Below are 14,261 nucleotides of genomic sequence, written 5' to 3' on the forward strand. Positions count from 1 at the left end.
GTTTTTGTATTCGACGGCGAGCAGGGGTGTTTACCTGCTAGCGACTCTGATTGTGATACTCGGGATTAGGTTGCATATCGCTGGCAATCGCCACGCGGTTGGACATGTTATAGAAGCCGATCAGGTTGCTCAGGTCCCAGATGCCGCGGTCGCTGAGACCGGCATCCCGCAGGGCCTGGATGTCGTCTTCGGTGACGGTGGCCGGCGAGCGGGTAAGGTGGGACGCAAAATCCAGCATGGCTCGCTGGCGCTTGTCGAGCTTGGCGCTGCGGTAGTTCATCACCATGTGCTCACCCAACTGGGGATCGCCGCTCAGCACCCGCACGGCGGCGCCGTGGGCAACCAGGCAGTAGAAGCATTTGTTCTCGGAGGAGACCACCACGGCCACCATTTCCCGCTCAAGTTTGCTGAGTTCGCCTTCGCCGAGCATGAGCTCGTTATAGAGCCGGGTGAAGCCGTCCAGCTGTTTGAGGTTCTGGCTGTAGGCAGTGAGTACGTTCGGGATCATGCCCAGCTTTTCCTGGCAGATCTGGAAGTACTTCTGGGTGTCTTCCGGCATGTCGCTGATTTCGGGAATTGGCAGATCCAGTGCGACCACATTCTTATTGCTCATGACTACTCCTGTTTTTAACAGTTACCGCCTAGTGCCTGGCCGACTTTGGATCCGTTGTGGCGGTTCAGCTGGCCGCAGATCCAGTCGCCTGTGGCGACAAGCTTTTCAAGATCGACGCCGGTTTTGATGCCAAGGCCGTTAAGCAGGTATAGCACGTCTTCGGTGGCGACGTTGCCCGAGGCGCCTTTGGCGTAGGGACAGCCGCCGAGGCCGGCCACGGAGGCATCGATAACGCTGACGCCTTCTTCCAACACCGCATACAGGTTGGCCAGTGCCTGGCCATAGGTGTCGTGGAAGTGGGCGGCCAGTTTTTCCATGGGCACGTGGGCGGCGACGGCTTCGAGCATACGCTTGGCTTTGATGGGTGTGCCTACGCCAATGGTGTCGCCCAGGGAGATTTCGTGGCAGCCCATGTCGTACAGGGCTTTGGCCACGGTGGCGACCTGTTCCGGGGCGATGTCACCTTCGTAAGGGCAACCCATCACGGTGGAGACGTAGCCGCGCACGGGGATGCCGTGCTTGCGGGCTTCTTCCACCACCGGGGCGAAGCGCTCGAGGCTTTCGGCGATGGTGCAGTTGATGTTCTTTTTGGTGAAGGACTCGGACGCGGCGCCAAAGACCGCCACTTCGTCGGCCTTCGCCGCCAGTGCCCCTTCAAACCCTTTCAGGTTCGGGGTGAGGGCGGAGTAGCGAACGCCAGCCTTGCGGTTGATGCCGGCCATCACTTCGGCGGCGTCGCCCATCTGTGGCACCCATTTCGGGGACACGAAGCTGGCGGCCTCGATGTGGCTCAGGCCGCTGTCTGCCAGGCGGTCAATTAGCCCGGTTTTGATGGCGGTGGCGATCACCGGGCCGGGCTCGTTCTGGAGTCCGTCCCGGGGGCTCATCTCAACCAGGCGAACCTGTTTGGGAAAGGCCATCAGCCTGCCTCCTCTTCAGTTACTTCAATGGCAATCAGTTCGGCGCCTTCGGAGACCTGGTCGCCTTCGGCGAAGAAGATTTCGGTGACAACGCCGTCGGCCGGGGCCTTGATGGCGTGTTCCATTTTCATGGCTTCCATGATTACCAGACTCTGGCCGGCGGTGACCTTGTCGCCGACTTTCGCCTGTACGGCGACGATGGCCCCGTTCATGGGCGCGGCCAGGCTGCCTTCGCCGGCCATTTCCTCGAAGCCGTAGCTTTCCTTGTACACCGTGCAGTTGAAGGTGTCGCCCTCATAGAACAGCACCAGCTGGTCGTTGTGCAGGTTGCCGTGGATGCTGATGCGGTGGCCGTTGATGACCGCCTGCAGATAATCGTCGTCCAGGCGGGCGGTGAGGTTGTAGACGCTGTCGCCCACATACACCTGATAACGGTCATCCCGCTCCAGTACCTTGAGGTCGTGAATCTCTTCACCCACCTGCAGTTGCAGTGGCTGGGCGTATTCGGAGTTCATGCGCCAGCTGTTCTGGCGGCCGAACGGCGACCATGGATCAGTGCTGATCACTTCCCGGGATTTACGTTGTTCCAGTACGAAGCCGGCGGCCAATACCAGGGCTTTGTGGGTATCCAGCCGGGATTTCGGGAACAGCAGTTCCCGGTGATCTTCGATAAAGCCGGTGGTCAGGTCCGCTTCCCGGAACGGCTGGGCGTCGGCCAGGGCGTGCAGGAACCGGATGTTGGTCTTCACGCCGGCGATGCGGTAGTGCTCCAGGGCCTGGACCATGCGGTTGATGGCCTGATCCCGGGTTTCGTCCCACACGATCAGCTTGGCGATCATCGGGTCGTAGTGGATGCTGATGTCGTCGCCTTCGGTCACACCGGTGTCCACCCGCACATGGGCGCTTTCATCCGGGGTGCTCAGGTAGCGCAGGTTGCCGGTGGCGGGCAGGAAGTCCTGGTCCGGGTCTTCGGCGTAGATACGCGCTTCCAGGGCGTGGCCCCGGGTTTTCACCTGGGACTGCTCCAGCGGCAGGGGCTCGCCCCAGGCCACTTTCAGCTGCCATTCCACCAGATCCTGGCCGGTGACCATTTCGGTTACCGGGTGCTCTACCTGCAGGCGGGTGTTCATTTCCATGAAGAAGAAGGAACCGTCCACGTCGTACAGGAACTCGACGGTACCGGCGCCTACGTAGTTAATGGCCTGGGCGGCTTTTACGGCTGCTTCGCCCATGGCTTTGCGGGTGTCGTCGCTCAGGCCCGGGGCCGGGGCTTCTTCCAGAACTTTCTGGTGGCGGCGCTGCACGGAGCAGTCACGCTCGGCCAGGTACACGCCCTTGCCATCCTTGTCGCAGAAGACCTGAATTTCCACGTGCCGTGGCTGGGTCAGATAGCGTTCGATCAGCATGTCCGGGTTGCCGAAGGCGTTCTTCGATTCCCGCTTGGCCGCGGCCAGCGCGTCGTCAAAGTCTTCCATACGCTCGACAACGCGCATGCCCTTGCCACCACCACCGGCGACCGCCTTGAGTAGCAGCGGGAAGCCGCACTTTTCGGCCTCGGCGCGCAGGGTTTCTGCGGACTGGTCGTCGCCGTGGTAGCCCGGCACCAGGGGTACGCCGGCCTTTTCCATGATGGCCTTGGCCGCGGACTTTGAGCCCATGGCGGCAATGGCCGAGGAGGGCGGGCCAATAAAGACAATATTGTTGGCTTCACAGGCTTCGGCAAAGCCGGTGTTTTCCGAGAGGAAACCGTAGCCCGGGTGAACGGCCTGAGCGCCGCTTTTCTTGGCAATCTCGATGATCTTTTCAGCCCGCAGGTAGCTCTCAGAGCTGGGCGCGGGGCCGATGTGGAAGGCTTCGTCGGCCATGGCCACGTGCCGTGCATTGGCGTCGGCCTCGGAATAGACAGCGACGACGCGAATGCCCATGCGGTGGGCAGTTTGTATGATCCGGCAGGCGATTTCGCCCCGGTTGGCGATCAGTATTTTGCTGAACATTGTTATTCTTCCTCCGGAACCCAGTTGGCCTTGCGCTTGTTCAGGAAGGCGCTGAGCCCTTCCTGCCCTTCTTCACCCACCCGGATATCCGCGATGCGGTGTGCGGTGTCGTCAATCACGTCGTCGTTGATGGGCTTGTGGCTGACAGCAAATACCAGATCCTTGGCCGCTTTCATGGCCCCGGGCCCGTTCGTGGCCAGTTGCTGGAGCATGTCGTTGCAGCGGGCTTCCATGGCGTCGACATCGTCACAGACGATGTGCACAAGGCCGTATTCCTGGGCCTGATTTGCGGTAAACACTTCGGCAGAGATGAAATACCGCCGGGCCTGGCGCTCGCCGATGGCGCGCACCACGTAGGGGCTGATTACTGCCGGAATCAGGCCGAGCTTCACTTCGCTGAGGCAGAAACTGGACTTTTCGGTGGCAATGACGATGTCGCAGCAGGCGGCAAGGCCTACGGCACCACCGAAGGCAGCGCCCTGAACCAGGCCGATCACCGGCTTGGACAGGTGGTTGAGAACGTTCATCAGCCGCGCCAGTTCCCGGGAATCGTCCAGGTTCTCCTGGCGCGTGTTCTCGGCCATGCGGCGCATCCAGCCAAGGTCGGCGCCCGCGGAGAAGTGCTTGCCTTCGGAGCGCAGGATAACGACCTTCACGCTGTTGTCGGCATTCACCTCGGTGAGAGTGGTGATCAGCTGCTGGATGATCACGTCATCGAAGGCGTTGCGCTTGTCGGGGCGGTTGAGAACCACCTCGGCAATGCCTTCGGACCGGTGTCTGAGCAGGACTGCGGATTCGTTGTCTGTCATGTCATTCTCCCCGATTACATCCGGAACACGCCGAAGCGTGTTGGCTTGGCGGGTCGGTTAAGGGTGGCAGACAGGCTCAGGGCAACCACTTCCCGGGTCTGGGCCGGGTCAATGACACCGTCGTCCCAGAGGCGGGCGCTGGCGTAGTAGGGGTGGCCCTGGTGTTCGTAGGTGTCGATGATCGGCTTCTTGAATTCAGCCTCTTCCTCGGCGCTCCATTCCTGGCCCTTGCGCTCCATGCCTTCACGGCGAACGGTGGCCATCACGCCGGCGGCCTGCTCGCCACCCATTACGGAGATACGGGCGTTTGGCCACATCCACAGGAAGTCGGGGCTGTAGGCGCGGCCGCACATGCCGTAGTTGCCCGCTCCGAAAGAGCCACCGATCAGTACGGTGATCTTGGGCACGTTGGCACAGGCCACCGCCATAACCATCTTGGCGCCGTGCTTGGCGATGCCTTCGGATTCGTATTTCTGGCCAACCATGAAGCCGGTGATGTTCTGCAGGAACAGCAGCGGGATGTTGCGCTGGCAGCATAATTCGACGAAGTGGGCGCCTTTCTGGGCGGCTTCGCTGAACAGAATGCCATTGTTGGCGATGATGCCTACCGGGTAGCCGTGGATATGGGCGAAGCCGGTAACCAGGGTCTGACCGTAATAGCGTTTGAATTCGTCAAACTCGGAGCCGTCGACGGTGCGGGCGATCACGTCGCGCACGTCAAACTGTTTGCGCAGGTCGGTGCCGACGATGCCGTAGATTTCTTCGGCGTCGTACAGCGGAGCCCTGGGCTTGCGGATTTCCACGTCGGTGGGCTTGCGACGGTTCAGGTTGGAGACGCTGCGCCGTGCGATTTCGAGGGCGTGGGCATCGTTTTCGGCATAATGGTCGGCAACGCCAGAGATTTTACAGTGTACGTCGGCGCCACCGAGGTCTTCGGCGGTTACTACTTCACCGGTGGCGGCTTTTACCAGCGGCGGGCCGGCCAGGAAGATGGTGCCCTGGTTGCGGACGATGATGGATTCGTCCGCCATGGCGGGCACGTAGGCGCCACCGGCGGTGCACAGGCCCATGACGACGGCAATCTGGGGGATGTCGTCGGCAGACATGCGGGCCTGGTTGTAGAAGATGCGGCCGAAGTGGTCGCGGTCCGGGAAGACTTCGTCCTGCCGTGGCAGGTTGGCGCCGCCCGAGTCTACGAGGTAGATGCAGGGCAGGCGGTTCTGCAGGGCGATTTCCTGGGCGCGCAGGTGTTTTTTCACCGTCAACGGGTAGTAGCTGCCACCTTTAACGGTGGCGTCGTTGGCGATGATCATGCATTCGGTGCCGGAGACACGGCCCACGCCGGCGATCACGCCAGCTGCAGGGACTTCTTCGCCATAGACGTTGTAGGCGGCAAACTGGCCGATTTCCAGGAAGGGAGAGCCGTCGTCCAGGAGGCGGTTGATGCGCTCGCGGGGGAGCAGCTTGCCACGGTCGGTGTGGCGCTTCTGGTAGTCGGGACCGCCGCCTTGCTGGATGGTGGAAACTTTGTCCCGCAGGTCGGCTACGGCCTGGGCCATGGATTCCTGGTTGGCCTGGAACTCTTCGGACCGCGGATTGATTTTGCTTTGGAGTATGGTCATTTTCCCTGCCTTCTTATTCGGGGGCATCCGGGCGTGACGGGTGTTCCTCCCGGGAAACGCTACGAGCACGTCCATGTGCGCTTGACTGCGGCCATCCATGGCCGCAGACATTCCCGGGAGGAACACCCGCCACGCCCTCGGCGTACCGAGGGAGTTATCTTCCGTAAATCGATGTGATCAGCGGCTGTTTAATTGTTCAGGTACAGCTCGCGACCGATCAGCATCCGACGAATCTCGGACGTTCCGGCACCGATTTCATACAGTTTGGCGTCGCGCAGCAGGCGGCCTGTCGGGTATTCGTTGATGTAGCCATTACCGCCGAGCAGCTGGATGGCGTCCAGGGCGATTTTGGTGGCCATTTCGGCGGAGTAGAGAATCGCGCCGGCTGCGTCTTTACGGGTGGTTTCCGCGCCGCGGTCGGCGGACATGGCAACCATGTAGACGTAGGATTTTGCGGTGTTCATCCAGGTGTACATGTCGGCGACTTTGCCCTGTACCAGTTCGAATTCGCCGATGGCCTGGCCGAACTGTTTGCGCTCGCGGATGTAGGGAACCGTTACGTCCATGGCTGCCTGCATAATGCCCAAAGGACCGCCGGAAAGAACCAGGCGCTCGTAATCAAGGCCGCTCATGAGGACTTTGGCGCCGTTGCCAACACCGCCGAGGACGTTTTCCTTGGGTACCTGGCAGTCCTGGAAAACCAGTTCACAGGTGTTGGAGCCGCGCATGCCGAGTTTGTCGAGTTTCTGGTGGCGGCTGAAGCCCGGGGCGTCGCGTTCTACGATGAAGGCGGTGATGCCTTTGGAGCCGGCGGATGTGTCGGTCTTGGCGTAGATGACGTAGGTGTTCGCGTCCGGGCCGTTGGTGATCCACATTTTGTTGCCGTTCAGGACGTAGTGGTCACCGGCGTCTTTGGCGGTCAGTTTCATGGAGATGACGTCGGAGCCGGCGTTGGGCTCGGACATGGCCAGGGCGCCAACGTGTTCGCCGCTCACGAGCTTGGGCAGGTATTTCTGTTTCTGTTCTTCAGTGCCGTTACGGTGAATCTGGTTCACACACAGGTTGGAGTGGGCACCGTAGGAGAGGCCAACGGAGGCGGAAGCACGGCTGATTTCTTCCATAGCGATAACGTGCGCCAGGTAGCCCATGTCGGAGCCGCCGTATTCTTCGCTCACGGTGATACCCAGAAGGCCCATGTCGCCCATTTTCCGCCACAGGTCCATGGGGAACTCGTTGTTGCGGTCGATTTCCTCGGCGCGTGGTGCGATTTCGGAAGCCGCAAAGCCGTTGATCTGCTCGCGGAGCATGTCGATGGTCTCGCCGAGGCCGAAGTTGAGCTCTGAGTATTGTGATTTCATCGTTGGCTACCTTTGATTTCTGTCATTCATTAGTTTTCAGCGGTCTGCCTGGCTTCTTCTTTTACCGGGGCCTGCTGTTTCTTTTTCTTCTGCAGCTCGGCCAGGGCTTCCCGGCACCGGGCTTCAGCTGTATCCATTTCCATTTCTGCCTGGGCAATATCGTTCTTCTGCTGTTCCAGCTGAGCCCGTTTGTTTTCCAGGATGGTCAGCATCTTGAGCAGCTGTTTCTCGTTGCCGCTGAGGGTCTCGTCCCACAGGTCGAACAGCTCTTTGGTTTCGGCCAGGGAAAAGCCCATGCGTTTGCCCCGAAGAATGAGCTTCAGACGCACGCGATCCTTTGAACTAAAGATCCGTGTCTGCCCGCGCCGCGTGGGCTTGAGCAGTTCCTGATCTTCGTAGAAACGGATGCTCCGGGTTGTCACGTCGAACTCTTTGGCGAGCTCGCTGATGCTGTATGTCTGTTTAATGTCCATTGGGATTTCCTTTTTAGACTTAGGTTAGATAAAGTTTACGTAAACGTAAAGTAGTTTTAGGGTCCGATTTTTAACGAACAGAATCCTGAAAAGGGGAGTGAACGATGGAATTCAAAAATGTGGCAGCGATTGTAACAGGCGGTGCTTCCGGGCTGGGCGAGGGTGCGGCCCGTGCGCTGGCGGCATCCGGATGCAAGGTGGCTATTCTTGACCTTCAGCAGGAGCAGGGTGAAAAGGTGGCCGCGGATATCGGCGGTATCTTCCTGAAATGCGATGTGAGTTCCCCGGACAGCGCCGAAGCGGCCATCAACGCCGCCCGTGAGGCGCACGGCCCGTGCGGCATTGCGGTGAATTGTGCTGGTATTGCCACGGCCTCGAAGATTCTGGGCCGTGAGGGCGTGATGCCTCTGGAGAACTTTAGCAAGGTTGTTCAGGTCAACCTGATTGGCACCTTTAATATCCTGCGCCTGGCGGCTGCAGATATGGCCCAGCGCGAACCCAACGCCGATGGCGAGCGCGGTGTGATCATCAATACGGCTTCAGTGGCCGCCTACGAAGGCCAGATTGGCCAGGCTGCGTACAGTGCCTCCAAGGGCGGTGTGGTATCGCTAACCCTGCAGTCGGCCCGTGAGCTGGCTCGCGAAGGCATCCGTGTAAATACGATTGCACCGGGCCTGTTCATGACACCCATGATGGCGGGTATGCCCGAGGAAGTTCAGGAAAGCCTGGCAGCCACGCTGCCGTTCCCGAAGCGCCTCGGCAAGCCGGAAGAGTTCGGCATGATGGTGGACCAGATGGTGCGCAACCCGATTCTCAATGGCGAAGTGATTCGTCTGGACTGCGCGCTTCGCATGGCGCCCAAGTGAAGCATTCAATTGCAGGAGACATACATGACCGTGTCTGTTGATAAAGAAGAACTGGCGATGTTCCGGGAGTCTGTTATCAAGGCCCTGGAAAAAGAAGTGACGCCACATTACGAAGCCTGGGAAAAGTCCGGTCTTGTACCCCGTGAGCTCTGGAACACCCTGGGCAACGCCGGCATGCTGTGTGTGGATGTGCCAGAAGAGTGGGGCGGCATCGGAGCACCCTTCCAGTTTTCCGTGGTGGTGGGTGAAGAACTCGCCCGCATGGGATTCGGCGCGTTATCCACCAACGTGATGGTGCATTCGGACATTGTTGCCCCCTATCTGAGCCACATGGGCAATGAAGAGCAACGGCAACAATGGCTTCCCAAGCTGGTTTCCGGCGAAGCCGTTGGCGCCATCGCCATGACCGAGCCTGGTGCCGGTAGTGATCTGCAGGCCATCCGCACCAGTGCGGTGAAGGATGGCGACGACTACATCCTGAACGGCTCCAAGACTTTCATCACCAACGGCCAGCACGCCGACATGGTCATCGTCGCCGCAAAGACCGACCCGAAAGCTGGCGCCCGCGGCATCAGCCTGTTCCTGGTGGACACCTCTTTGCCGGGCTACAGCAAAGGTCGCAACCTGGACAAGATCGGCCAGCACTCAGGGGATACCTCCGAGCTGTTCTTCTCCGACATGCGCATCCCGGCTTCCGCGCTTCTCGGCGAAGAAGGGCAGGGCTTTGTGTACCTGATGAAGGAACTGCCCCGGGAACGTCTGGTGATCGGCGCCCTCGGCGTGACCGCCGCCCGTGGCGCCCTGGACCTGACCATCGCCTACGCCCAGGAAAGGGAACTGTTCGGCCAGAAACTGGCCCAACTGCAGAACACCCGTTTTGAAATCGCCCGTATGGAAACCGATTACCGGGTCAATAAGGCGTTCGTGGACCAGTGCATTGACCAGTATGACCTGGGCGAACTGGATGCGCCGACCGCCTCCATGGCCAAGTACAGCGCCACCGAAATGCAGTGCCGCGTGGCCGACGGCTGCCTGCAGCTGTTTGGCGGTTACGGTTACACCACTGAATACCCGATTTCCCGGGCCTTTATCGACGCGCGGGTGCAGCGCATTTACGGCGGCACCTCGGAAGTGATGAAAGAAATTATTGCCCGCTCTGTGCTGGGCAAAGCCTGATTAAGTGAGGAAAACCATGAGCAACAACGACGTAGTCATTGCAGGATCTGCAAGAACACCGATGGGCGGCATGATGGGCTCCCTCAGCTCCGTGCGCTCCCCGGACCTGGGCGCCACCTCCATCAAGGCCGCCATTGAGCGCTCCGGCCTCCAGCCGGCGGATGTCCAGGAAGTGATCATGGGCTGCGTACTGCCCGCCGGCCTGGGCCAGGCCCCGGCCCGCCAGGCATCGCGCGCCTCCGGTATCCCGGACAGCTCCGGCTGCACCACCATCAACAAGATGTGCGGCTCCGGCATGCAGGCCGTGATCATGGCTCACGACCAGATCAAGGCCGGCACCAACAACATCATGATTGCTGGCGGCATGGAAAACATGAGCCAGGCGCCGTACCTGCTACCCAAAGCCCGCGCCGGTATGCGCATGGGCCACGGCCAGGTGATGGACAGCATGTTCCTGGACGGTCTGGAAGACGCCTACGAAGGCGGCCTGATGGGTGTCTTCGCACAGCGCACCGCTGATAAATACGACATCAGCCGCCAGGCTATGGACGAATTTGCCATCGGCTCCCTGCAGAAATCCCTGGCCGCTATCGAGAACGGCTGGTTCCGTGATGAGATTGTTCCGGTAAGCGTTGAAAGCCGCGCGGGTGAAACCCTGGTCGAGATCGACGAACAGCCGGGCAACGCCAAACCGGAGAAGATCCCGAGCTTGCGTCCAGCGTTTGCCAAAGACGGTTCGGTGACAGCCGCCAACTCCAGTTCCATCAGCGACGGCGCCTCTGCGCTGGTTCTGGCCTCCGCCGCCGAAGCTGACGCCCGTGGCCTGGTTCCCCAGGCCCGCATCGTGGCTCATGCCACTCATGCCCGACTGCCGGCCGAGTTTACCCTGGCGCCCATCGGTTCCATCGAGAAGGTGCTCAAGAAAGCGGGCTGGACCGTGGACGACGTGGATCTCTTCGAGATCAACGAAGCCTTCGCCGTGGTTACCCTTGCGGCCATCAATGAGCTGAAACTGCCGGCTGACAAGGTCAACGTCCATGGCGGCGCCTGTGCCCTGGGCCATCCGATCGGATCTTCCGGTTCGCGGATCATCGTTACCCTGATGAATGCCCTGAAGCAACGTGGTCTGAAACGTGGTGTGGCTTCGCTGTGTATTGGTGGTGGCGAGGGGACTGCAGTTGCTATTGAATTGATTTGATAGCGTCCCTACGTAGCCTGCCTGTTTGGGGGCGGGCTGCGGGGTGGCCGGTATACCTTGGTGGGATCGCGAGTGAATGCCCCCTTGGGTTTCCTGTGACCTTGTAGGTTGGATTAGCGTAGCGTAATCCAACAGATGTTGTCGGATTACGCTACGCTAATCCGACCTACGGACTCCCGAATATCTATCCCCACCGCCGGCCAATCCCCCAAGAAAGCAGGTCTGCTATTCCCAGAGACCCCAAGTTGATATCAATCATGCGGCCCAACCCATGATTTGCTAGCCTTCAATGCATTGAACGTCCCCGGCATTGGAGAAAGAATCCCCGTGCGAAAGCGCCACGAATTTATTGAGGAATCCCGCAAGCAGTGGAGCTCGGAGCCTGCATTTGTGGCCTCCATGGCGGCCGCCGCTGTGGGGCTAGGTAACCTGTGGCGTTTTCCGTACATGGTGGGGGAGAACGGCGGCGGCGCTTTTGTGGTGGCCTATCTGCTGGCGCTGATTGTGGTGGTTTTGCCCATAATGATTCTGGAAGTGTCTGCGGGACGTCTTTCCAAGGGCAGTACGGTTCAGACTTACCGGCAGGTGAATCGTTTCGGGGTGGTGTACGGGTGGTTTGTGGTGCTCATTACCATGGCCATTACCAGCTATTACCTGGTGATTACCGGCTGGACCCTGGGCTATGCGTTGGATGCGGCGACAGACAATCTCCGGGTGTTTGGGGATTTTACCGCCGGGTATAACTCGCTCTGGTATTTCTTCGCCGTGACCGTGCTGGGGGCGATCATTCTGGCCAAGGATGTGACCGCCATCGAGCTGATGTCGAAGATTCTGATGCCGGTGTTGATCATTGTGATGATCGGTCTGGTGATCTTCGCCAGCCGCACGCCGGGCTGGGAGCAGACCAAGGATTTCTTTTTCCAGGTGGACTGGAGCCGGCTGGCGGACGGCAAGCTGTGGGCGTTTGCCTTCGGGCAGGCGTTTTACACTCTGGCGATTGGTCAGGGCTACCTGGTGACTTATGGCAGTTTTATCCCCCGGCAGACCCACGTGCCCCGGGCGTGTCTGATTGTGGCAGGTACGGAGACCAGTGTGGCGCTGTTGGCGGGCTGGATGATCTTCCCGTTTGTGTTCAGTCTGGGTATGGAGCCGACGGAGGGCAGTCAGCTGGCGTTTGTGACCATGCCCCGGGTATTCGAGGATATGGCTGGTGGCTACTGGGTGGGCACGCTGTTTTTCGGTTTGTTCTTTATGGCGGCGTTCAGTTCCAGCCTGGCCGGGCTGAAGGTGATGATCGCCGCGGTGGCGGAAGAGTTCCGGCTCAGCAATGGCAAAGCCGTCAGTCTTGTCACCCTGGTCATGCTGGTACTGGGCACGGCTTCGGCGCTGAGTTTCACGCCGCTGGAATGGAACATCGCCGGTGAACCGGTGCTGGATGTGATCGACCGGGTGGCCGGAGGTAATGTGATCATCTTCTCGGGGGTGTTGGGGGCGGCCATGTTCTGCTGGTTTATTCCGCCCGAGAAGATCCGGACGGTGCTGGGTACCCAGAGCCGCTGGTGGGAGTGGCGTATGTACCTGGTTGGTCGCTACCTGCCGCTGGTGATGCTGATCTGGATTGTGGTGACCTACGCCCTGAACCAGGTGGGCATTACTCCGGCCTGACCTGGAATTCTCTCGGTTCGATCTTCAGCTTTTTCAGGCGCGAGGTCAGGGTGGTCGGTTTGATGCCCAGCATGGCCGCCGCGCCGTCATCGCCGAAGACACGGCCACTGCTCATGGTGAGGGCCCGAGTCAGGTTCTGCTTCTCCAGTTCACGCAGCTCCTGTTCCGTCATCAATTCGCCGCTGTAATGTCTCGCGGGGGGCGCTTCTGCCGTGGTGGACCGGGCTGCCGATTCCGGCCCCGGCAGATCCAGATCCAGCCGGCCGTCGGCGGTGATTACCTGGCGCTCGATCACATTCTCCAGCTCCCGCACATTGCCCGGCCAGTGGTAGGCTTTCAGGGTTTCAACATCTCGTTCTTTCAGGGCCAACAGAGGCCGGTTGAACTTCTGGCAGGCCCGGTTCAGAAACTCTTGGGCGAGAATGGGAATGTCCTCGAGGCGCCGGCGCAAGGGCACTGACTCGATGGGGAAAACGTTGAGGCGGAAATAGAGATCTTCCCGGAAGGTTTTCTCCTGGACTTCCGCTTTCAGGTCCCGGTTGGTGGCGGCAATCACACGAACATCCACCGCCCTGGTATTGTTTTCGCCCACACGCTCGAATTGCTGATCCTGGAGTACCCGGAGCAGTTTGCCCTGAAGTTCCAGCGGAATTTCACCGACTTCGTCCAGGAACAGAGTGCCGCCATCGGCCAGCTCAAACCGGCCCACGCGGTCGCTGACGGCACCGGTGAAAGCGCCCTTGATGTGGCCGAAGAACTCGCTCTCGAACAGATCCTTGGGGATGGCCGCACAGTTCACCCGAATCAGGGGGCGGTCGCGCCGGCTGCTGGACTGGTGAATGGCACGGGCGATCAGCTCCTTGCCTGTGCCGGATTCACCGGTGATGAGTACGTTGGCATCCGTGGGCGCCACCATGCCGATGCGGCTTACGATGGCTTTGATGGCCCCGCTCTGGCCGAAGATTTCATGGAAGTGGTACTCGGCGCTGAGTTCCTCCTGCAGATAGGCGTTCTCCATCTCCAGCCGGTGTTTGAGGGTCTCCACTTCCTCCAGCGCTTTCTGCAGTTCTTTCTGGGCTTCCTGGCGGGCGGAGATATCCCGGAACACAACCACTGCGCCCACCGGATGCCCGTTGTCCAGGATCGGTGTGCTGGTGTATTCCACCGGGAAGCCGCTGCCGTCCTTGCGCCAGAACCAGTCCTCGCCCACGCGCTTCACGCTGGCATCGCGGAAGGCGGCGTATATCGGGCAGTCTTTGAGGGGGTAGAGGCTGCCGTCCGCGTGGGAATGATGCACAACGCGGTGCAGGACCCGCCCCATGAGTTCGTCAATTCGCCATCCCAGCATCCGCTCGGCCGCCGGGTTGGCAAAGGTGCCTCGCCCCTCCGCATCCACGCCGTAAATGCCTTCTCCCACTGCATGCAAGATCAGTTGGTTCTCCCGCTCCATGTCCTTGAACAGCTCTTCAACTCGCCGCCACTCAAGCAAGCCGCCCCGGTGGTAGTGGTTGGCATCGTGGCGCTCCCTGAGGGTGCGCAACTGGCGTCGGTCCCTCAGTAACAACAG

The 14,261-nt window shown here is 60.3% G+C and carries 12 protein-coding genes; 4 read left to right on the forward strand and 8 right to left on the reverse strand.

Annotation, left to right across the window (positions count from 1 at the left end; genetic code table 11):
- Positions 1–37: 37 nt before the first annotated feature.
- The 7 genes from VJ956_RS15755 to VJ956_RS15785 form a co-directional block, all read right to left on the reverse strand.
- Positions 38–613, reverse strand: a complete 576-nt coding sequence (locus VJ956_RS15755) for a peroxidase-related enzyme (RefSeq protein ID WP_324085993.1) — start codon at positions 611–613, stop codon at positions 38–40.
- A gap of 14 nt (positions 614–627) precedes the next feature.
- A complete protein-coding gene (locus VJ956_RS15760) occupies positions 628–1,533 on the reverse strand; it encodes a hydroxymethylglutaryl-CoA lyase (RefSeq protein WP_324085994.1) in 906 nt (301 codons plus the stop codon).
- Positions 1,533–3,527: an acetyl/propionyl/methylcrotonyl-CoA carboxylase subunit alpha gene (locus tag VJ956_RS15765; protein WP_324085995.1), complete on the reverse strand. Its 1,995-nt coding sequence runs from the start codon at positions 3,525–3,527 to the stop codon at positions 1,533–1,535. The genes VJ956_RS15760 and VJ956_RS15765 overlap by 1 nt, the downstream gene beginning before the upstream one ends.
- Positions 3,528–3,529: 2 nt before the next feature.
- Positions 3,530–4,336 carry an enoyl-CoA hydratase-related protein gene (locus VJ956_RS15770; protein ID WP_324085996.1) on the reverse strand — a complete coding sequence of 269 codons (807 nt, stop codon included), beginning with the start codon at positions 4,334–4,336 and terminating at the stop codon, positions 3,530–3,532.
- A gap of 14 nt (positions 4,337–4,350) precedes the next feature.
- Complete coding sequence (locus tag VJ956_RS15775) at positions 4,351–5,958, reverse strand: carboxyl transferase domain-containing protein (protein ID WP_324085997.1); 1,608 nt, start codon at positions 5,956–5,958, stop codon at positions 4,351–4,353.
- Positions 5,959–6,146: 188 nt separating this feature from the next.
- On the reverse strand, positions 6,147–7,316 hold the full coding sequence (locus tag VJ956_RS15780; protein ID WP_324085998.1) for an isovaleryl-CoA dehydrogenase: 1,170 nt from the start codon (positions 7,314–7,316) through the stop codon (positions 6,147–6,149).
- 29 nt (positions 7,317–7,345) lie between these two features.
- Positions 7,346–7,789: a MerR family DNA-binding transcriptional regulator gene (locus VJ956_RS15785; RefSeq protein WP_324085999.1), complete on the reverse strand. Its 444-nt coding sequence runs from the start codon at positions 7,787–7,789 to the stop codon at positions 7,346–7,348.
- Between the two features lie 104 nt (positions 7,790–7,893).
- Here VJ956_RS15785 and VJ956_RS15790 point away from each other — a divergent pair, with 104 nt between their 5' ends.
- The 4 genes from VJ956_RS15790 to VJ956_RS15805 all read left to right on the forward strand — a co-directional run bounded on the left by VJ956_RS15790 (position 7,894) and on the right by VJ956_RS15805 (position 12,694).
- The gene (locus VJ956_RS15790) at positions 7,894–8,655 is read left to right on the forward strand and encodes a 3-hydroxyacyl-CoA dehydrogenase (RefSeq protein WP_324086000.1); all 762 of its coding nucleotides are present in this window, start codon (positions 7,894–7,896) and stop codon (positions 8,653–8,655) included.
- Positions 8,656–8,679: 24 nt separating this feature from the next.
- On the forward strand, positions 8,680–9,831 hold the full coding sequence (locus VJ956_RS15795; RefSeq protein WP_324086001.1) for an acyl-CoA dehydrogenase family protein: 1,152 nt from the start codon (positions 8,680–8,682) through the stop codon (positions 9,829–9,831).
- Between the two features lie 16 nt (positions 9,832–9,847).
- Complete coding sequence (locus VJ956_RS15800) at positions 9,848–11,029, forward strand: acetyl-CoA C-acyltransferase (protein WP_324086002.1); 1,182 nt, start codon at positions 9,848–9,850, stop codon at positions 11,027–11,029.
- A 327-nt stretch (positions 11,030–11,356) separates the two neighbouring features.
- Positions 11,357–12,694: a sodium-dependent transporter gene (locus VJ956_RS15805; protein ID WP_324086003.1), complete on the forward strand. Its 1,338-nt coding sequence runs from the start codon at positions 11,357–11,359 to the stop codon at positions 12,692–12,694.
- Here VJ956_RS15805 and VJ956_RS15810 read toward each other — a convergent pair.
- On the reverse strand, positions 12,681–14,261 hold a 1,581-nt coding region (locus VJ956_RS15810), incomplete at its 5' end, for a sigma-54 interaction domain-containing protein (RefSeq protein ID WP_324086004.1). The genes VJ956_RS15805 and VJ956_RS15810 overlap by 14 nt on opposite strands.

This window comes from Marinobacter sp. (genome assembly GCF_035268745.1).
Taxonomy (GTDB): Bacteria; Pseudomonadota; Gammaproteobacteria; order Pseudomonadales; family Oleiphilaceae; genus Marinobacter.